A 20,242-nucleotide genomic window follows, 5' to 3' on the forward strand; every position below is an offset into this window, starting at 1 on the left:
ATTTTAAAGAGAATTCTAAATTTCTCAATGAGTGTTTTGATAGTATTTGGACAAACCAAAATATTAAGCCGAATGAAATCATTCTCGTTTTAGATGGTTCTATTAACTCAGAGCTGGAAAGTGTTGTTGAAAGCTGGCAAAAAAAAATTGGTTCTGCTCTAAAAATTATTCCTCTTCCTCAAAATATGGGATTAGGGAAAGCACTTAACGAAGGATTAAAACACTGCTCTAACGATTGGGTATTTCGTATGGATACCGATGATATCTGTACTCCAGAACGCTTTGAAAAACAAATTAAATATATTGAAGAAAACCCTGAGGTTGTTTTGTTTAGTAGCCAGATTTTAGAGTTTAATAATAATCCAAATGATGCTTCAGTAGTTAAATCAGTACCAGTAGAGCATAATGACATTGTCCAATTTGCCCAAAAGCGTAGTCCATTTAATCATATGGCTGTTGCTTACAAGAAGCCAGTAATTGAACAAGTTGGTGGGTATCAGCATCATTTATTTATGGAAGACTATAATTTATGGTTAAGAGTAATTGGAGCTGGCTACAAAGTAGGTAATCATCCTGATGTACTACTTTATGCAAGGGTAGGTAATGGGATGCATGCTAGACGTAAAGGTCTTCAGTATATTAAAAGTGAAAAACAGTTACTTGATTTAAAGAAAAAGCTAAAATTGCAATCACCATTGTATGCTAACATGCTATTTTTAGCGAGAGCATCTTTTAGACTTTTACCAGCCAGTTTATTAGGTAAGATATATAATACTTTTTTACGAAAAAAAGTTTAAAAATATAGAGTGGAATTAGGATGAAACGTTTGGTTGACATTGTTATAGCTACTATAGCACTTTTGCTTCTTTCACCGATTTTCTTGTTTGTAGCATATAAAGTACGAAAAAACCTTGGATCTCCGGTCTTTTTTTATCAAGATCGTCCTGGTAAAAACGGCAAACTTTTTAAAATGATCAAATTTAGATCCATGAAAGATGCTTTTGATAATGATGGCAATCCATTACCTGATGAGAAACGTATAACTCCTTTTGGTAAAAAGTTACGTTCGACTAGCCTTGATGAAATGCCACAGCTTATAAATGTATTAAAAGGTGACATGAGCATAGTAGGACCACGTCCTCAAATGAAAGAGTTTTTAGAGCATTATACTCCTAACCAAATGCGTCGGCATGAAGTTAAACCTGGTATGACAGGTTTAGCACAGGTGAGCGGTCGCAATAACCTGTCATGGGAAGAAAAGTTTGATCTGGATGTACAGTATGTAGAGCAACAATCTATTTTTTTAGATTTCAAGATTATGTTTAAAACTGTAGAAGTGATGCTTAAAAAAGAGGGAATTAACGCACCGGATCAAGCAGTAGGTGCGAGTCGTTTTTCTGGTTCGGAAACTTCCGAAAATAAATCTTCATCTAATCACTAAATCAGTAGAAAAGTTATTTATTATGATTAAGAAAGCCATTTTACCTGTAGCTGGTCTCGGAACACGTTTTTTACCTGCAAGTAAATCTATCCCTAAAGAAATGGTTACAGTTGTTGACCGTCCTGCTATCGAATACGTTATCAAAGAGGCTGTAGCGGCAGGTATTGAGCAAATTATTTTAGTTACACATTCGTCTAAAGCGTCCATTGAAAACTATTTTGATCGTAACTTTGAGTTAGAAACAACACTTGAAAATAAAAAGAAATTTGATTTATTGAATGAAATTACCAATATTATTCCATCTAATGTTTCGATTGTGAGCGTTCGCCAACCACAGCCTTTAGGTTTAGGGCATGCAGTTTTATGTGCGAAGAATGTTATTGGAAATGAGCCATTTGCAGTACTGCTACCTGATGTTCTGGTAAAAGATATATCTGGACAAAATGATTTAAGTAAAATGATTCAACGTTATGAAACATCTGAGTCTGCCCAAATCATGGTAGAAGCGGTTCCTGAACATTTAGTTGATCAGTATGGCATCGTAGATGTTATTGAGAGCCCTGTAGAAGGTGAAAGTATTGCTATGCAAGGTATTGTTGAAAAACCAGCAATAGGCAGTGCACCATCCAATCTTTCGGTCGTAGGGCGTTATGTTTTACCAGCAAAAATCATGCAACTTTTGGAAAATACCCCTAAAGGTGCAGGTAATGAAATTCAGTTGACTGATGCTATAGCTGCTTTACAGGCTACGGATGTAGTCGAGGCATACCGTATGTCGGGTCAAACTTTTGACTGTGGAAGTAAGTTGGGGTATTTAAAAGCTGTTTTACATTATGGCCTAGAGCATCCAAAACTCGGTTTAGAATTTAAAAAAATGATAAAAGATTTAGATTTATAATTTTTGAGGAAGCTTATGAAAATTGCGGTATTTGGTGCAACTTTACAAGCTGCCGTAATTAGTGCGTTGTCGGCAGAATCAGGGCATTTTGTAACTTGGTGTCCCCAGGCTGATTTAGCAGATTTTCATTTATCAAGTCTCAACCTGGATTCTCAACTCGATCATTTACTTGAATCTCAACAGAAACTTAATTTTTTAAAGATAGAAGATAAACACATCCTGGAACAACATTTTGATGTGTATTTTTTTGCGTTTAATCCGTTGAATTTAGAATTGGCACTTAAAGTCGTAAAGGAGCTGAGTGAAAAACCATTGATTCATCCTAAACTCATGGTGAACGGATCAACATTTGGGCTTAATGGAACAGCCAGGCTTCAGTCTGTTTTACCAAAGGATGCTTGGGTATATTGGCCAGATATGACTCAGGATGGACGATCAATCGAGAGTATCATCCAGGCGAAATCCGTAGTAGTTGGTGTAGATGATTTAGGTTTTGCTAAAACCCAGATGACAGAGTTACTTAGACCTTTCTTTCCACGTGAAGAGCAATTGATTTTCATGCCGATTCTTGATGCCGAGTTTACCAAACTCAGCATTTCAGGGATGTTGGCGACACGGATCAGTTATATGAATGATCTGGCATTGGTTGCTGAAAAACTTGATATTGATATTGAAAATGTACGCTTAGGATTGGGTGCGGATAACCGTATAGGTGCAAGCTATCTTTATTCTGGTGTGGGTTTTGGTGGTGAAAATTTTTCACGTGATATTTTGACCTTATCTCAAACTGTTTTTGATTCAGGGAATCGAAGTTTATTATTACAACAAGTTTGGGATATTAATGAACAACAAAAAGAAGTTTTATTTCGTAAATTCTGGAACTATTACCAATCTAATATTCAAGGTAAAACCGTTGCAATTTGGGGAGCCGCATTTAAAGAAAAATCTTCGAGTGTAGTGAACTCACCTATTCATAGTATGCTAAAAGCATTTTGGGCGCAGGGTGTAACTGTTCGCTTACATGATCCTCAGGCATTAAAAGAAATAGAAACAATTTATGGACACCGCGAAGATCTGATTTATTGTGAAGATCCATATCATGCAGCCGATGGTGCAGATGCGCTTTGTTTGGTAACTGCGTGGCGCCAATATTTGAGCCCTGATTATGAAAAACTAAAAAAACTGATGCATCATCCTTTTATTTTGGATGGTCGAAATATATATGATCCAGAGTATGTCAAGGCGAAAGGCTTTGCTTATGAAGGAGTAGGTCGATCATGAGTAAGAATATAGAAAAATTTCCGAAGGCCAAAACACTTTCAGCTCGTCATGAATTAGAACATTTAAAAACGGAAATTGAGCATATTCATTTAAGTGAATTATTTGCCCAAAACCCGCAACGGTTCGAGCAACTCTCCGTAAAAATGCAACAATTGTGTTTCGATTTTAGTAAGCATAGATTGAATAATAAAGTGCTTCATAGCCTGATCAATTTTGCTAACGAGCAAAAATTGCCTGAGTGGATAGAGCGTTTATTCTCTAATGAATCAGTTAACTATACTGAGGATCGTGCAGCCATGCATTGGGCTTTGCGTTTACCAAAGGAGACTAAGGATCATCCAGATCTAGCAAAAAAAATACATGCTCAATTGGATCGTATGTACCAGCTGGTTCAGAAAATTCATGATGGGCAATATCGTGGATCAACGGGTGAGGTGATTCGTGATGTAGTCAATATTGGTGTGGGGGGGTCTGATCTGGGACCACTCATGGTGACACATGCCTTAAGTGACTATAAGGTGCCTACGCAGCAAAAGTTAAATGTCCATTTTGTGTCGACGATGGATGGCAGTCAGCTATCGGATTTATTACATCAATTCCGCCCTGAAACCACATTATTTATTATATCTTCCAAATCATTTGGTACGATTGACACTTTATCCAATGCACAAACGGCACGTTGCTGGCTAGAAAAATCATTAGGTAAATCTACTGCTGTATTGAAATGTCACTTTGTAGGGGTTTCTACGAAACCTAAGAAAATGCTGGAATGGGGTATCTGCCCTGAAAACCAGTTTTTGCTTTGGGATTGGGTTGGTGGTCGTTATTCTCTATGGTCTTGTATTGGTTTACCCATTGCATTGACTATTGGTGTCTATGGGTTTAAACAGCTTTTAGCTGGTGCACATTATGTTGATCAACATTTTCAGACTGTTCCATTTGAGCAGAATGTTCCTGTTTTAATGGCATTGTTAGGGATTTGGAATAATAATTTCCTCAACATGCAAACGCATGCGGTACTACCTTATGATGGTCGTTTGAAGTACTTTGCAGCTTATCTACAACAGCTTGAGATGGAATCTAACGGTAAATCCATCAGTCGTGAGAATGAAAAAGTTGATGAACTGACTTGTCCGATTGTTTGGGGCGAAGTTGGTCCAAATGCACAACATGCATTTTATCAGCTGCTTCATCAGGGAACACATGCCGTAAGTTGTGATTTTATTGCACCTGTTGAGCGCTATAATGCAAATCAATTTACCTATGCTGAGAATGCTGAGGCTTTGATTTCCCAGCACCATTTAGCGCTTTCAAACTGTTTGGCACAATCTCGGTTATTGGCATTTGGCAATCAGGCCTTAGATCAGCACGAGTTGGAAAATTTACCTGTTTATAAGCAATATACAGGAAATCAACCAAGTTCAACCTTATTGATTGATGAATTATCCCCATATAGTTTAGGTATGTTGATTGCACTTTATGAACATAAAGTTTTTGTTCAGTCTGTACTCTGGAATATTAATCCATTTGATCAATGGGGAGTTGAGAAAGGTAAGGAAATTGCCAACCAATTGCTTCCTATTTTAAGTGGTTCAGAAACAGATATATCTAAACTTGATGCATCTACTCAAGGTTTGATCAGGATTTTATTAGGAAGATAACATGGCGAAGATTTTAGTTACTGGTGGCGCAGGATACATAGGCTCACATACTTGCCTGGAATTATTAAATGCGGGTCATGATGTCATTGTACTTGATAACTTATCAAACAGTTCTGAAGAGTCTCTTTATCGTGTACAGGAATTATCTAGTAAAAAACTGGACTTTGTTCAGGGGGATATTCGCCATGATCAGGATCTGGATAAAGTCTTTAACCAATATCAGATTGATGCTGTTATTCATTTTGCTGGATTAAAGGCGGTTGGTGAAAGTCAGCAGATACCTTTGACATATTTCGATAACAACATTGCAGGTAGTATTAATTTAACTAAAGCAATGGAACGGGCAGGAATATTTAAACTTGTATTTAGTTCATCTGCAACAGTATATGATGAAGCTAATATTTCACCTTTAAATGAAAATATGCCGACTGGTATGCCAAGTAATAATTATGGTTATACCAAATTAATTGTAGAACAGTTATTAGAAAAAATGTCTGAGGCAGATCCGCGTTGGTCGATAGCTTTATTGAGATATTTTAATCCAGTAGGTGCTCATAAAAGTGGTCATATTGGTGAAGATCCACAAGGTATTCCAAATAATCTTATGCCATACGTAACTCAAGTTGCTGTTGGCCGTCGTGAAAAGTTGTCTATTTATGGGAACGATTATAACACTGTAGATGGAACAGGGGTTCGCGATTATATTCATGTGGTTGATTTGGCCAATGCCCATTTATGCGCATTAAATAATCGTTTAATTAATAACGGTTGTCGTGCTTGGAATATCGGTACAGGCAATGGTTCTTCAGTATTAGAAGTTAAAAACGCATTTGAGAAAGTCAACGGTGTTTCCATAGCTTTCGAATTTGCACCGCGACGTTCAGGAGATGTGGCCATATCATTTGCTGATAGTACGCGTGCCAAAGAAGAGCTTAATTGGACTGCCAAATTTGGGCTTGAAGATATGTTAAAAGATAGCTGGAACTGGCAAAAGCAAAATCCTGATGGCTATCAAAAATAGTACTTTTAATATTTGATTGTAATTTTATAAGGGACAAATAAGGGTAATATTTATCCCTTATTTTCATCAAGTATTCATTTCTTTGTCATGTAATTTTCATCCTTGCGCAACAGACTGTTTCTCAAATTTTGTTTAAAAATTGAGAAACATATGCATACAACAAAAATTATTTTATCATCCACCTTATTTATAATGGCAACCTTATTGCAAGGTTGTAATGATGACAAAGACATAACTATTACACCTCAGGTTCCTGATACAACAACACAGGGTTCTAAAGCAACTGTGGCTGTACTGGAAACAACAGATTTACACAGCAATATTTTAAGTTATGACTATTTTAGACTGACGGAAGATAAATCTATCGGTTTTGAACGAACAGCTACCCTGATTACTCAAGCCCGTAAAGAGTTTCCAAATACTTTACTTTTTGATAATGGTGATACCATTCAAGGCACTGCTTTAGCAGACTATCAAGCTGTGGTGAAACCAATCAGCTGCAATCAGACTTTAGCTATTTATAAGGTTATGAATCAGTTTAAATTTGATGGTGGCGGTATTGGTAATCATGAATTTAATTATGGTTTACCATTTCTAAATCAGGTGACGAATAGTAAATTTGATGTGGATGGTGTTACCAGCCCAAGTGCCCAACCAGACTGCGGAGGTCCTGAGTTTCCTCTGGTCTTGTCTAATATTTATAGTCATAAAACCAAACAGCCTCTTTTTAGACCTTATAAAATTATTGATAAAAAAATAACAGCAACAACTCCAGATGGCAAAACTATCACTTCTAATATTAAAGTTGGAATCATCGGTTTTACGCCACCACCAATTATGAGTTGGGATAAACGATGGTTAGAAGGAAAAGTTTATTCCATTGGTGTAAAAGAAGCGGCAGAAAATTATATTCCGAAGATGAAAGCAGAAGGCGCTGAGATCATCGTGGCACTTGCACATGGTGGATTGGATGGTAGCCCTTATTCTGAAAGTATGGAAAATGGTAATTATTATTTATCAAAAGTTAAAGATATCGATGTGATGTTACTCGGGCATTCTCATGAAACATTTCCAGGCAATGCAACCCAGTTTGATCTGGCTGGTGTAGACAAGGTTAAAGGGACGATTAATGGTGTACCTGCAACCATGAGTAGTTTTTGGGGGAAAGCGCTGGGAGTGATTCAACTTAAGCTCACTTATGATGGAAAGAAATGGGTGATTGATAAGTCGAAAACCAGGGTTGAAGCACGCAGTATCCAAAATGCGGATAAGTCTTATGTGCAAGCAGATCCAGATATTGTAAAACTTGTTGCAGCAGAGCATCAGGCGACGATTGAATATGTCAAAACTCCAATTGGTACAACTGATTTCAATATGACCAGTTATTTTGCCGATTTGGGAGATCCTAGTGCGATTGAAATAGTTAATCAGGCACAAGCTGCTTATATCGGAAACTATATAAAGGATAATTTACCTCAATACGCCAATCTACCCGTGCTATCTGTAAGTGCGCCATTTAAAAGTGGTTTTGCTGGGAGTGGAGATTATACCGATGTCGCTTCTGGAAAAATCGCGATTAATAACGCTGCAGATTTATATCTATATCCCAATAATGTTTATGCGGTAAAAGTTACAGGAGCTGATATTTTAAAATGGCTGGAAACGGCAGCAAAACGTTTTAATAGAATAGACCCTGATAAAACTACAGCACAAGAGCTCATTAATAATCAGTTTCCTGGTTTTAATTTCGATATGTTTACTAGCCCAGATTTAAGTTACCAGATTGATGTCACTCAGGTAGAGGGGAGCCGCATCAGGAATTTGAAATATAAAGGGCAAGCGATAGATGTAAAAAAAGAGTTTATTGTTGCAACCAATAATTATCGTGCCAACAGTGGAAATTTTCCTGGTCTGGATGGCTCCAAAACCATTTATGCTGCACCAGATACCAACCGTGATGCTTTGATCAGTTATATTAAATCAGTCAAAAATATTACGCGTGCTAATAATGGCAGTCACCGTAGCTGGTCATTTGTACCTGTGAAAACGGCAGCTGTGGTGACATATACATCTGCACAAAATAAGTTAGCACTTGCTCAGGCAGCAGGTCTGGATTTTGTATCTGTATTACAGGCGGATAATGGTACTGGCAAGGGGCTAAGTGTATACAAGGTGGATCTCTCGAAAGCACGATAACTTTTCCAGAGTTAAAATAGCTTCCTTAAGTAAGGTGAATATGAGTTTTTATACTTTGTATTCACGCATTAAAAAAGCCAATGTTCAACATTGGCTTTTTTATTATCAGGCGTTAACTTTGAATTAATTTTGTCAATTCATCTACATAAGTTTGCATTGGTTTAGGATTTCTATCTTTACGGCTTTCAATATTTAAACGTAATAATGGTTCAGTATTTGATGCACGGACATTTAATCTCCATGTACCAAAATCTAGGCTGACACCATCCGTTTTGTCAATTTCAGGTTTTTGATCTGCATAAAAATCAAAAATTTTCTGAATCGTATCGGCAGAATTCGCCACTTTAAAGTTGATTTCTCCACTACATGGGAACTTATCAATCATGTTTTCGACGAGACTAGAAAGTGATTTTCCAGTTTCAGACAGTACAGAGACAGCAAGCAACCATGGAATCATACCGCTGTCACAATAAGCAAAGTCGCGGAAGTAATGATGGGCACTCATTTCTCCTCCATAAACTGCATTGTTTTCACGCATTACATCTTTAATAAATGCGTGTCCTGATTTGGACTGAACAGCGATACCATCATATTCTTGTAAAACGTCTAAAGTGTTCCAAAGTAAACGTGGATCATGGACAATTTTTTCGCCTTTTTGTTTGAGTAAGAAAGCTTGAGCAAGTAATCCAACGATGTAATAACCTTCAATAAACTGACCTTTTTCATCAAAAAGGAAGCAGCGATCAAAGTCACCGTCCCATGCAATGCCCATATCTGCTTTATGTTCTAAAACGGCATTACGAGTACTGTCACGATTTTCAACTAAAATCGGGTTAGGGATGCCGTTAGGGAAAGTACCATCAGGATCATTATGGATTTTGATAAATTCTACAGGAATATTTAAGGTTTTAAATTTTGCTTCTATTGCATCGACTACATGACCTGCTGCGCCATTTCCTGCATTCATCACCAATTTGAGTGGACGAATTTTTTGAGGATCTATGTATGTTAGAAGATGGTCAATAAATTCAGGTAAAATATTATATTTTTGGGTTGAGCCTTTTTTTTCTACTTTTTCAAAGTCTTGAGTTTCAGCTAAAAACTGGATTTCTTTTAAACCAGTATCAGCACTGATCGGACGTGAGTTTTCACGAACCAGTTTCATACCGTTATAGTCCATTGGATTATGGCTGGCAGTGACTTCAATCCCTCCTTGTACATCCAGATGAAAGGCGGCAAAGTAAACTTCTTCGGTTCCTGTCAAACCTAAATCTAAAACATCAACACCTGCATCGTTTAAGCCTCTAATGGTGGCTTGTTTGAGATCTTCACTGGTTAAACGGACATCTGAACCGACTACAACTGTTTTAGGTTGATAAATTTGTCCGTATGCACGACCAATGTTATATGCGATTTCTTCGTTTAATTCTGTGCCGAGTTTGCCTCGGATATCGTAGGCTTTAAAGCAAGTCAGTTTTGTCATTACTCAAATTCTTGTCGATTTAAAAACACCAGGAATTATAGCTCGATAACGTTATGATGCTGGGTGTAATGATCGTATTTTTTTACTAAAATTGTGAGTGAAATATTTTGATTTATTGGTACAAAATATAATTGCGTGAAAGCCAATGATATCCGATCAGATATCCATTCTTTATATAGTCATTTATGATTTTCACACGATGACACGTAAAATGGTTTCACCCGCGTTTGAACTGATATCAAATTCTCCTCCGAGTCGATTGATACGTGCCTGCATACTCTGTAAGCCTACATGTAGACCTTCCTGAACAGTAGTTGGGTCAAATCCAACACCATTGTCACGAATGGTCAAGACCAGCTGATGGTTCGAATTTTCTTCAAGAATAATAGCAACATGGTTCGCATGGCTATGTTTAATTACATTGGTTAGAGCCTCTTCTGCAACCCGTGCCAAAGTCAGACATTGTTGTGTTGTTGGCAATTGTTCCCATTTTTCAGGAAAAATCCAGTCAGATTCAATATCGATTTCTTCAAAAATCTGTACGAAACGATGTCTTAATGGGGCTCCCCAGAGTACTGGTGTCGCAGGAGGTTCCATATCAACATTTGCACCAGTATCTATTATTTGCCGTAGATCACTGCGTAGTAACTTTAAAATGGACAAAAAGTGGGTTTTATCGAGTTTTTCATTTTTATCGACTAAAATCATAGATCTAACTAGAGAACCACCGAGACCGTCATGCAGTTCATGAGAGAGATTGAGTCGTTCCTGTAAACGCATATTTTCAATTTCAAGTTGATATTTTTTCTCAAGAGAAAGCTTTAAATCAAAACTAACCTGTTCAACAGTGTCTTTCAGGATGTGGTTAAATTTTTTTGTATGTTGCAGATGTTTGGATATTCTCCATGCCAAAATGACAAATAGCGCGAGCATAATAATTGCAGATGAATAAGGAGCGTAAAAACTTGATTTGGAGTTGGTGATCAAATAATGCAGATCATGTATGGCGATAAAGAAACCCCAACCTTGGCAAGGTTCACCGACATAAATTACATTAAATATATTAAAAGTACATTAAACTAAATACATATAAAACAAATACTTAATTCCTTAATATTTAATGATGTAATTTAAAGTAGGGTAGAGTAAGAAGAAGTTAGTCACTTTAATATGCATTAAAATTCAACAATAATAACCAACATAAAATATGCTTCTATTTTTTATTATTTTTATTTTTTACTATTTGATAAAAATTATTTAGCTGCTGAGGAGTCCTGAATTTGGTAAGCAGCAATAGTCAAACAAATTGACCTAGATTCTTGGTAAGCGTCCGCTGAGCCCCATCGCTATTTTTTAATTTGAGTTGGGTTTCCATCGGTGTGGCAGTAATTCTTCTATTTGGGTCACTTTCAGTGTCGGCAGCCTTTTCAGCACATCACTTAAATAGGCATAAGGATCTAGCCTATTCAGTTTTACTGACTGGATTAAAGGCATGATGTTCGCCGCTCGCTGACCAATGCGCAGTGAGCCAGCAACCAGCCAGTTCTTACGTCCCAACGCCCAGGGGCGCATTTGGTTCTCCACCCCTTGCGAAGCAGTGCTTCTTGTATCAGTAACCCACCGTTGATTAGGCTGCGTTGGATTAAATCGGTGGCTACTCAACAGTCGCTCTTTACGAAGTCTCGCACATCATAACGCAATAACTTTGTCAGGTTTTCTGAATCTTAAATCCATAATATTGTGTCTTATGTTTAGATATGGCTATTAAGCCACAAAATAATGGAGTTATAAAATGTGTCGGTTGATCGGTGAAAAGGTGCTTTATTGGCTGATTAGATCCTAATAGATTAAAGAAATCTAATTAGACATTTACAATCTAATGGAATCTATTGCAATGAATCAATCGTTGCGGCGTAATTGAGATGACTACCATCAAGATTTTCCCAGTCAAAAACGATAAGCTACCATAGCAGTTATCAGACTCACCGTATTTACGGGTTCTAATCATTTGCAAGTATTTGAAAGTCTGGATGCAATTTTTTCCAATGCTCTCTTAGTTTTTCTTTATGGGCAGAACCCATTGGTAAATCTAGTAATAGCGCTGGCCATACTGACCGTGCTTTGTCCATGATCTCGTGAAGTTGTTTTTCAATTACACGCCATGGAACACCGACTTTTTCTGCCCATTGTTCAAAGTGTTTCATCTCAGCTAAATACCAATCTTTATTTTTGGCAAGATTCAATGCGAAGTGACGCTCATTTTCAATATATACACTTGTCATCAATATATCGTATGCGGGAGATAATCTTGGTGTTCTTTTATCGTGATAAATCATACTCCAGTTCTTTAAGTGTGCATCTCCATTGGCGAGTAAAATATTGATGAGTAAACGGCTGGCAAATTGCTGAATATCAGAAATTTTGTTATCTGAATACTGGTAAATGATCTTGCCTATCTGCTCATAATTTGTGGTACTGTATTTCTGATGTGGATATGCACCAAAGATCTGAGCAAAATCTTCAATATGAATAAGCTCTGTAGTGTTAGCAGTACTCTGTCTATCGAATCTCTTAATTGCAAAAGCATATTGCTCTTGGGGTAAATTTAATGGTGGAAGGTCTTGTAAGAGTGCCATATCCACCAAGCGAATCTCAGGGACATCTATTCCGACCATTTTGGCAAGGGTCATCATAGAATATTCATTCAGTGGAACAAAAGCATGTCTGGAAGAAGGAGTTTTGATAATCCAATCCCCGAGTAGACTGGATTCCGTTGCCTGCGCTAATGTAAAACGCCCGTCTTTGGCTTTCATGGAAAACTTCATTTGGACGCCGGCCAAGGAAAACTTATTATCTGTTCGAATCTCTTGTTTTAAGATCTGATCTGGATTCGAGATCTGAAGCTTGAATTTTATTTCATCTGGGATTTCTTCTGGATCTAATGGGGTCGCAATGAGTGCTCCAGGTAAGTCATGACCTAAAGCTGCCAATAACTGAAATTCATTGTCTATATGGATTTTGAGGCTTTGTGCAATTAGTTCGCGTAATGCACCTTCTGGTAGCAAGTTTGATAGCAAGGGGTGTAAGCGCTGATGTGTAACATAGGTCTTTTCTAAAATCTTATCTGCTTGGGGATACAAGGGGGAAGTAAGCAAGCTCAAGGTCGGGCGTTGCTGATCAAATCGGAAAGAATCCGTAAAAACCAGAATATTTTTTCCGCTCTGAAATCCTGCCAAGTATCCAATGACAGCGTGATGTAATGTTAATTCCAGGACGGCAACAGTATTCATGGTTCCTCTCCTCCGAGAAGACCCTTCCATGGGTTAGTCATTAAGTCATCCTGATCTTCAATAGTGACTTTAATTTCATCATTCAATAATTGTCTGATCAAATGAACCTTATCATCAGGGATGAGCATCAGTTGAGCATTTAATCCTGCCGCTATAATTTCTAAGGTCTCTAATCGAGGGTTGCCCTGACTTTCCAGTTTTTGGTACTGCTGTCTTGAAATGCCTGTACGTGATTGCATATCAACTTGCTTTAAGCCCAATTGGGTTCGTCTTTTTTTGATTTGCTGAAGTAAAGACTTATTCATTGTAGATACATTTATTGCTTTTAGGTCCTATAAGAAACATATTAGTTTCTTTTTTTTTGAAAAGCAATTTATGAATTTATCATTTCGATCTGTAAAATAGCCCTACTTGTATGTATGCAGATGTTATATCTATGTTGTTGGATGTAAATACCAAATGATAAGAGCCCACAGTGCACTGGGTTATGTATCGCCTTTTGAGTTTGAAGCAATGTACTATGATAAGATTAACCCGTTAGGTCAGGTGGCCTAACTTAAATAAAAAAGTCTCCGACAAACCCGGTACGGTTCAGTTAAATTTTTAACAGCATATAGTGATTTCTAGTCCTGCAACTTGGAGTTCAAGAGATCGAGGTCTACCAATACAGGCTAGATGTAAACAGAATTTAAACGCTGCCAGTGCTTTGGCGTCTTTTGTTGAGTAAAGCTGGAGACGAACATAATCTTCTTGGGTCGTAGGATGCTCTGTTGTGCTCGATTTAGCCAGCTTTAGTAACAAAGGTTGTTTCTTTTTATCTAACAATTGTACCAAGTCTTGTCCAAGCAAATGCCAAAACTGATGGGGAAACAGGTCTATTACCTTGAAATAAAATGATTCCAATTGATCGATTTTATTCCATCGATAATGAATGCCGGTATGCGAAACCGTAACACGATTTAAAAATGTCTCAAGCACCACTTTTATTTGATCTGGTTTTTTTTCAAAGATATTTTGAATATTTTCAAAGAAATAGTTCCTTGCTGTGCGCTCTTCAATGGTATCAATCATGGCAGGTTTCAACGGTTTATCCAGATGATTTGTATTGTTGAGATCAAATAACCTTGGGTTGTTTTTTTGAGACTTGAGTTGGCCCAGTTGTTTGGCATTTTCATACCAATAGTTAACCAGTTCGACAGGTAAACTCATTTCTTGTGATACCCGATCTGGATCATGATGAATTTCTAGTAAATTTAGGCATTTAAAAAACCATGCAAATGAAACTTTAGATTCTTTTGTTCCCGCGAAATATTTAAAAAAGTCATGAGGCGGAGTGTTACAAGAAACCTCATCTAGAATGTCTTCTACGTTACTTTTTAACCAGTCAGTTTGATCGTTGAGTAACTGCTGACTTAAATGGACAGAATGTTTTTCGAAATTGAATGGAGCAGAATCTTTCGCTGTGTTTAAAAATTTGAAAGAAGGTAGGTAGCCCATCATCTTTTTTGCCAGTTGAGTATCGATGTCTGGGTGATATTGCAGTATTTTATGTCCAGCAATCAGGTAGCTTAGATGAATATAACTTTTAAAAGTTTCTGTAGGGTCAATGTGACCCAGTAAATGGGCAATCATAAACCAATGATTTTGACCATGTGTATGACGGAGTAACTCTGTCCGAATGGACTGATATTGTTCTTCAGTATAATCCGTCAGATTCTTGACCAGTGGAGCGTAATCGCAGTTGAGCAGAACGGATAAGTGATTGGCAGCCGTGTGTCGAAATGAGTGAAAAGAATAATCATGAGTTTTAAAAAGCTCGTTCATAATCATTCTAAAAGGTGTTGTCACCGTATGTTTGTTCAGCTTGCTATTTTCATTCCAATTACGGAATAGGTATAAGTTTTCCTGATTGAGTAGTCGTTGCTCGACTACATGATTATGAAATAGTTGATATTCATCGGTTTTTAATAAGCAATACACAGGGACTTTGCGTTCAGCACTATCTGTTTTAAGTTGATGTAAGTTTCCTTTCTTTTTTGAGCCGTAGGGCTGAATCCATACGGATAGACAGCTCAAGCCCTCGATATCCCGCACACGTAAGCCGAGAATTTCATTAATACGCATACCGGTACGGTAAGCTAAGATATAGATGATTTTTAATGTCTTATAAGTATTTTCTTGACTATTAGCCCCTGAAAATAAGGTATCTAACTTGTTCATGAAAGCTTGATAAGTCATGGGACCAATGATACGTGCTCTCGGTCTGTTTTGTATGGCAATTGACTCTAATTCGAGAGACTCAGCGTCAAAAACTGTTTGTTGAAAGCTATGGAAGCGTTTCAACATCCTGACGGTCTGACCACTGGATTTTTTAAACTCAGGTTGGCCTGCTTCATCTGCGAGTCGGGTATTCGTGATGATTTGTTGGTAGATCTTCGCTAGGTTCGTATTCAGATCATCTTCGCTATCTAGATATTGTAAAGAATGGGTGAGCCATGGCTCGGCAATACGCGAATAATAAGTGTAAATCGAACCGTCTTTTAAACGCTTATTCTGCTGAAACGATTTTTGAAATTGGTTTACGCAAAAATTAAAACGTTCAGCCAGTGGCTGAATCTGTTCTAATTCTGGTTTATAAAGGCTGATGAGCCATAAGGCGACACGTTTACTGTACTCATTAAATTTATTAGTATTTTCAATGCAATATTCAATGATTAATGCATCGATACTTTGATCAGTTTGTGATGTACGAATCAGTTGTAAAAGGTCTTTGTGAATCTTTATAACATCATCCAAGGCTTGCTGAATGTCATCATTAGAGTAGGATTGACTCACAGTAGATGGTGATTTTTCTACATTTGAATCAGTACGAGTGTCCTGCTGATATTTAAATTTTGGATGAAGAAATCTTTCAAATTCTATTTCTGATAAGCCACAGGTTGCAGTATTCTCAATGAGGCATTGTGAAAGTGCAGGATCAATGTCAACTTTCGGGAGTTGCATCCAGTTAAAGTTGGCGTAGTCGCGTAACAATTTATAAGTTTTGAGATTAAATGGTAACTTAATCTTATTAAAAATAAGCTGTAGATAGTCTTCTACCTTCTGGTTTACTGTACGAATATTTCTGCTATTAAAATGAATTAACCATAAGCGTGTAATTTGATCCGGAATAAAATTACGCGATTTACGGATGGTTTTTTCATCAATAAAGAGATCTCCATAAGAGGGGGAGAGCGGTTCTAAAAATATAATGTTCAGATCTTCGATCTTTCTGATTTTTGCCGGATCTTTTAAATGTTCAAGCAAAGCTTCTAAAGAGGATTTTTGATTTAAGCCTGAGTAAAGCAGGGCAGAAATAACAATATTCCCAATGATTTCATCATCAGAAAATGCCTGGCTATCTTTCGCTAGAATCCAGTAGTCCCAAAGCTTATCAAGAACTTCATCAACCTGATGTCCCTTCTCGATCCAGTCCATTGTAAAAACCGGCTGATCACGCTGCATCTCAAATGTCAGATTCGGTAGGGGCAAAGTCTCACGACGATTTAAATTGATTCGCTTGATATATGACCGAAAAAATTCATGCGCATATTTTTTCCATGCCAAGCTTGAAGCTTTGCGTTTAATAAACTCATAAATTGCTGGATAGAAGGATTCAAGGTGCTCTTTTTGTTCCAAATCTTGTTCTTGGAAATATTGAATTAGTTCCTGTTCTACATCTGCTCTAAGCTGTTTTTCCTGATCGAGTCGGTCTCGTTTTCTACGTGCTTCGGCATATAGTGTTCGAGTTTGCTTAGTATGTTTATTGAGTGAGGACATCGAGTTCAATACCGGTAATTTGAAAATGATCTTTCATTTGTTCAAGAACATGGGCAATGCTTGAATATTGTGAAATAGATAAGCTCGAATAAGGATGAGCAGCTTCTTGCTGCATTGGTTCATGACCGAATAAAGCTAAAATTTCAATTTCGCTAATTTTATGGCTGAGAAACGCACGGGCAGTATGCCGGTGCCAGTTTTCATGGTGCAAACCTAACTCAGGATTAAATTTTTTTATAATCGATGGTCTTAAGGTGTGCCATTGACCATTCTGAAAGATATTTAACAGTGGGAGCTTGCTCTCTAAAATTTGTTGAATATGTTGTGGAATTTCTGGCTGACTAGGACCAATTTGAGTTTTAAAATAATGCAAAAAATCTATAAATTTCTGGAGTTCTTGTGCGACAAAATGACTCAGTGGAATTAAACGTCCATAGCCTTGACGCCCCCCCACTTCTTTATCAGAAACCATGCATATTTTTCTTTTCAGGTTAAAACTTTTTAAAAAACCTGGAAATTCAGCGACGGGTCGTGCAGCAGTAAAGAGCAACAAGAAATGCCACATCCACAGATTGTAATGATTAAAAATTGCTATCCAGTCGTCTTCTTTTTGTGAAATTATTCTGAATTTGAGTGTGGCAAAAATATTTTGAATCACATTTGAAGTTGGTGCTTTGCGGCTGCCAAAGTTTTTTTCTGCAGCATATTCGATATTCTTGTAGTCATCGGATAACGACTCACACAGCTCTTTTAAAATTGAGACATACTCGGTCTGTAAAGCCTGAATATTCTGATGGCAATAAGAAGTAGAAGAAGACTTGTTTGCATCAATACCGGTGAGAAGGTCAGCAAGCTGTTTATTTCCAGTGCGTTGCAAAATAGCCTGATGTAAAAGAGAGCTAATTCTTATTAATGATAATTTTGGAATATAAAGTTTGGTTCTCAGCTGTTTCAAATATTGCTGAAGATCCTCTTCCGTAACGGTGTCACCATCTCGTAGCGAAGCAATAAATGAATTTGGAATCGGGATATCTAGATAGACTGTTTGGTTGAGCAAACCATCTGGATAAGCAAAATCCTTATTTTCAAAAATTGAAAATTTACTTCTCAGAAAATATTGCCCATTGCTTTGCTTGATCTGTTGGCGAGCATTTAAATTTTTAGCACGTTTACTTTGTAGACGTAGCCACTCCTGGGTTTTATTTCCGGTCAGAAATGACAGCATCAGGATCAAGGATGCCTTCTTTTTTTTGGTTTCTTTATCCTTGTCGTTAGAGTCCTCTTCAATTTCAACAATGTAATTTTTATATAGTTCAGTAAGTAGAGCACTTATACTTGTGATATTAGGAAAGAGGCTGCTGTATGGCAGCAAATGTTCTTTTCGTTGAATATGCCTGGCAACCAGAGGCAGCACATAGCTTTGGCTGGATTCTGAATATGTAGCAAGAGGGGTAACGATGGTTGGGTCTACAAGTATTTGACGTGTATCTTGGTCATCTAGTTGTTTTTCTATATTGAGAGCTTTGGACTTTTGCCCTTTTTTAATTTCTGAACTTTCTACAATTAGCTGATCTTCATCTAAAAATTCATGTTGCAGTTGAGTCTCGATACTCGCTTTGGCAATTTTTGCCCGATTTTCTAAAACATAATTAAAGGTGATGCGGATCACTTTTAGCAGATTTTGCATAAAATCATGAGACGGCTCTTTATCACTATTTGTCTCAATGACATCATGCAGATATTGAACGAATTCCGCTAAAGAAAGTATAGGTTTTTGAAGATGCTTCTCCCAAAGGAGTCTATATTCAGGAGTATTTTGATATTCTTTTCCGGAACTCAGAACCCGATTGGCGGTACGGAAGCGCTGGAATAAACGTTTTACAGTATTGAAATGCTCAGTGTGGTCCTCTTTAAAAAGTTCAGGTTTAATGTCCGGAAGAGCAATCAGATAAACTGCTGCTTTTAAGACTAGGATATTCCAGATTAAAGCATTTTCTTCGGACTCTGCTAATTGTGCAATTGAGTTCACATACCAAGTGACTGGTGTTGCGCTAACAGTATGTTTTCGAGAGGAGACCAAGGCAGCGGGTCTAGCAACAACAGAACTGGTTTCTAGATCAAAATCTAATAGATCGAGATTCAGCCCTTCCAGACATTGATCAGTTGGATATGAAATCAGTAAATCAGCAACATATTGAATATGTTTGGTACGTTGGAGCTGCTCGTCACCAAAGAGTTTTTCCAGTGTCTGTTTTAATGATACCCGCGTAATATCAGCAGCATTTTGATGGCTTGGGTTAGATTCTGACATTATGCTTTCCATAGCTGATCTGGCGTGAGAACGAAGTCGGGATTGTTTAGAAGCTGCTGCACAATTCCACTGGTTTGCTGCAGTTGATCAAGCACATTCTGTCTTTTCCGGTTTATAACTTTATTGCGGTATTTCAGTTGATTTTGTGTGCATGACAGCAGTTCTGCAAGCAGATCCAAGCTCATAGTACGGTGAGGTTTGAAAGAATTTTCTTTGTTTAAAGCCAGAATAACTTCAGATGAAATATAAGTATTGATCAGCGATTGGAGTTTTTTAGGGTTAAGTCGATCCAGTTCATGAGGATAAGAGGACAGAAATTTTATGAATTCCAAACTTGTCTCTTTTTTTAATAACTCAATTTTTTCCCCATCTTGAGGAAAAGAATGGATGAGTAAGTTGATATTCTTCGGTATATGCTGAGACCAATATAGAAACCACTGAAAATTATTTGTAATGGTAAAACCAGAGAAATTAGGATCTTTCCATACGTGAAGTTCGAGACTTGGATTTAATGTAGACAAATCAGTTTTTAAGGATTTAAAAGCCTCTTGATAGCAAAGATAAATTCCAGAAAAATAAGGATGTACACTGATTTGGATTTTATTAAAATTTTTACACAACAATTTTTTAGGTGTGCCAAATTTTTCATTGAAATCAAAAGCCGTTTCCATAGTCCCCATAAGTGTAAAAAACAATCAATTGAATATTTTTATAATTTTTTGAAATATTAAACAAGATTGATATACCCCATATCTTGTGTATATTTACAATTAATATACAATATATTGTTATTTTTATATAATTTTAAGAACTAAATAACAACCTATAACATGCTATTTAT

Annotated in this window: 14 protein-coding genes and 1 pseudogene; 7 read left to right on the forward strand and 8 right to left on the reverse strand. The window is 37.1% G+C overall.

Features of this window, described 5'->3' with window-relative positions:
* From KPC_RS07680 to KPC_RS07710, 7 genes are all read left to right on the forward strand, one after another.
* Positions 1-797 (forward strand): glycosyltransferase (locus tag KPC_RS07680; protein ID WP_121973803.1); only part of this gene is annotated, 797 nt, incomplete at its 5' end.
* Positions 798-817: 20 nt separating this feature from the next.
* The gene (locus KPC_RS07685) at positions 818-1,441 is read left to right on the forward strand and encodes a sugar transferase (protein ID WP_121973804.1); all 624 of its coding nucleotides are present in this window, start codon (positions 818-820) and stop codon (positions 1,439-1,441) included.
* 22 nt (positions 1,442-1,463) lie between these two features.
* Positions 1,464-2,339, forward strand: coding sequence for a UTP--glucose-1-phosphate uridylyltransferase GalU (gene galU / locus KPC_RS07690; RefSeq protein ID WP_121973805.1), 876 nt, complete (start codon positions 1,464-1,466; stop codon positions 2,337-2,339).
* A 15-nt stretch (positions 2,340-2,354) separates the two neighbouring features.
* Positions 2,355-3,620 (forward strand): UDP binding domain-containing protein, encoded by a 1,266-nt coding sequence (locus KPC_RS07695; protein ID WP_121973806.1) that lies wholly within the window; start codon positions 2,355-2,357, stop codon positions 3,618-3,620.
* On the forward strand, positions 3,617-5,281 hold the full coding sequence (gene pgi / locus KPC_RS07700) for a glucose-6-phosphate isomerase (RefSeq protein ID WP_121973807.1): 1,665 nt from the start codon (positions 3,617-3,619) through the stop codon (positions 5,279-5,281). Before KPC_RS07695 ends, pgi begins: the two co-directional genes overlap by 4 nt.
* A gap of 1 nt (position 5,282) precedes the next feature.
* A complete protein-coding gene (gene galE, locus KPC_RS07705) occupies positions 5,283-6,302 on the forward strand; it encodes a UDP-glucose 4-epimerase GalE (RefSeq protein ID WP_121973808.1) in 1,020 nt (339 codons plus the stop codon).
* Positions 6,303-6,452: 150 nt separating this feature from the next.
* Positions 6,453-8,498, forward strand: a complete 2,046-nt coding sequence (locus KPC_RS07710; protein WP_121973809.1) for a bifunctional 2',3'-cyclic-nucleotide 2'-phosphodiesterase/3'-nucleotidase — start codon at positions 6,453-6,455, stop codon at positions 8,496-8,498.
* Positions 8,499-8,610: 112 nt separating this feature from the next.
* Here the strand turns inward: KPC_RS07710 and KPC_RS07715 are convergent, their stop codons facing one another.
* The 8 genes and pseudogenes from KPC_RS07715 to KPC_RS07750 form a co-directional block, all read right to left on the reverse strand.
* Complete coding sequence (locus tag KPC_RS07715) at positions 8,611-9,981, reverse strand: phosphohexomutase domain-containing protein (RefSeq protein WP_121973810.1); 1,371 nt, start codon at positions 9,979-9,981, stop codon at positions 8,611-8,613.
* Between the two features lie 192 nt (positions 9,982-10,173).
* On the reverse strand, positions 10,174-10,914 hold the full coding sequence (locus KPC_RS07720) for a sensor histidine kinase (RefSeq protein WP_121973811.1): 741 nt from the start codon (positions 10,912-10,914) through the stop codon (positions 10,174-10,176).
* A gap of 420 nt (positions 10,915-11,334) precedes the next feature.
* Positions 11,335-11,565: pseudogene (locus KPC_RS07725) on the reverse strand (transposase domain-containing protein); the annotation flags it as partial.
* Positions 11,566-11,981: 416 nt separating this feature from the next.
* Complete coding sequence (locus tag KPC_RS07730; RefSeq protein ID WP_004858425.1) at positions 11,982-13,271, reverse strand: type II toxin-antitoxin system HipA family toxin; 1,290 nt, start codon at positions 13,269-13,271, stop codon at positions 11,982-11,984.
* Positions 13,268-13,576 (reverse strand): helix-turn-helix transcriptional regulator, encoded by a 309-nt coding sequence (locus KPC_RS07735; RefSeq protein ID WP_004282130.1) that lies wholly within the window; start codon positions 13,574-13,576, stop codon positions 13,268-13,270. Before KPC_RS07735 ends, KPC_RS07730 begins: the two co-directional genes overlap by 4 nt.
* Before the next feature lie 298 nt (positions 13,577-13,874).
* Positions 13,875-17,090: a tyrosine-type recombinase/integrase gene (locus tag KPC_RS07740; protein WP_121973812.1), complete on the reverse strand. Its 3,216-nt coding sequence runs from the start codon at positions 17,088-17,090 to the stop codon at positions 13,875-13,877.
* Positions 17,074-19,401 carry a hypothetical protein gene (locus tag KPC_RS07745; protein WP_121973813.1) on the reverse strand — a complete coding sequence of 776 codons (2,328 nt, stop codon included), beginning with the start codon at positions 19,399-19,401 and terminating at the stop codon, positions 17,074-17,076. The genes KPC_RS07740 and KPC_RS07745 overlap by 17 nt, the downstream gene beginning before the upstream one ends.
* Positions 19,401-20,072 carry a hypothetical protein gene (locus KPC_RS07750; RefSeq protein ID WP_121973814.1) on the reverse strand — a complete coding sequence of 224 codons (672 nt, stop codon included), beginning with the start codon at positions 20,070-20,072 and terminating at the stop codon, positions 19,401-19,403. The genes KPC_RS07745 and KPC_RS07750 overlap by 1 nt, the downstream gene beginning before the upstream one ends.
* Positions 20,073-20,242 lie beyond the last annotated feature (170 nt).

It is taken from the genome of Acinetobacter stercoris (assembly GCF_900323515.1).
Taxonomy (GTDB): Bacteria; Pseudomonadota; Gammaproteobacteria; order Pseudomonadales; family Moraxellaceae; genus Acinetobacter; species Acinetobacter stercoris.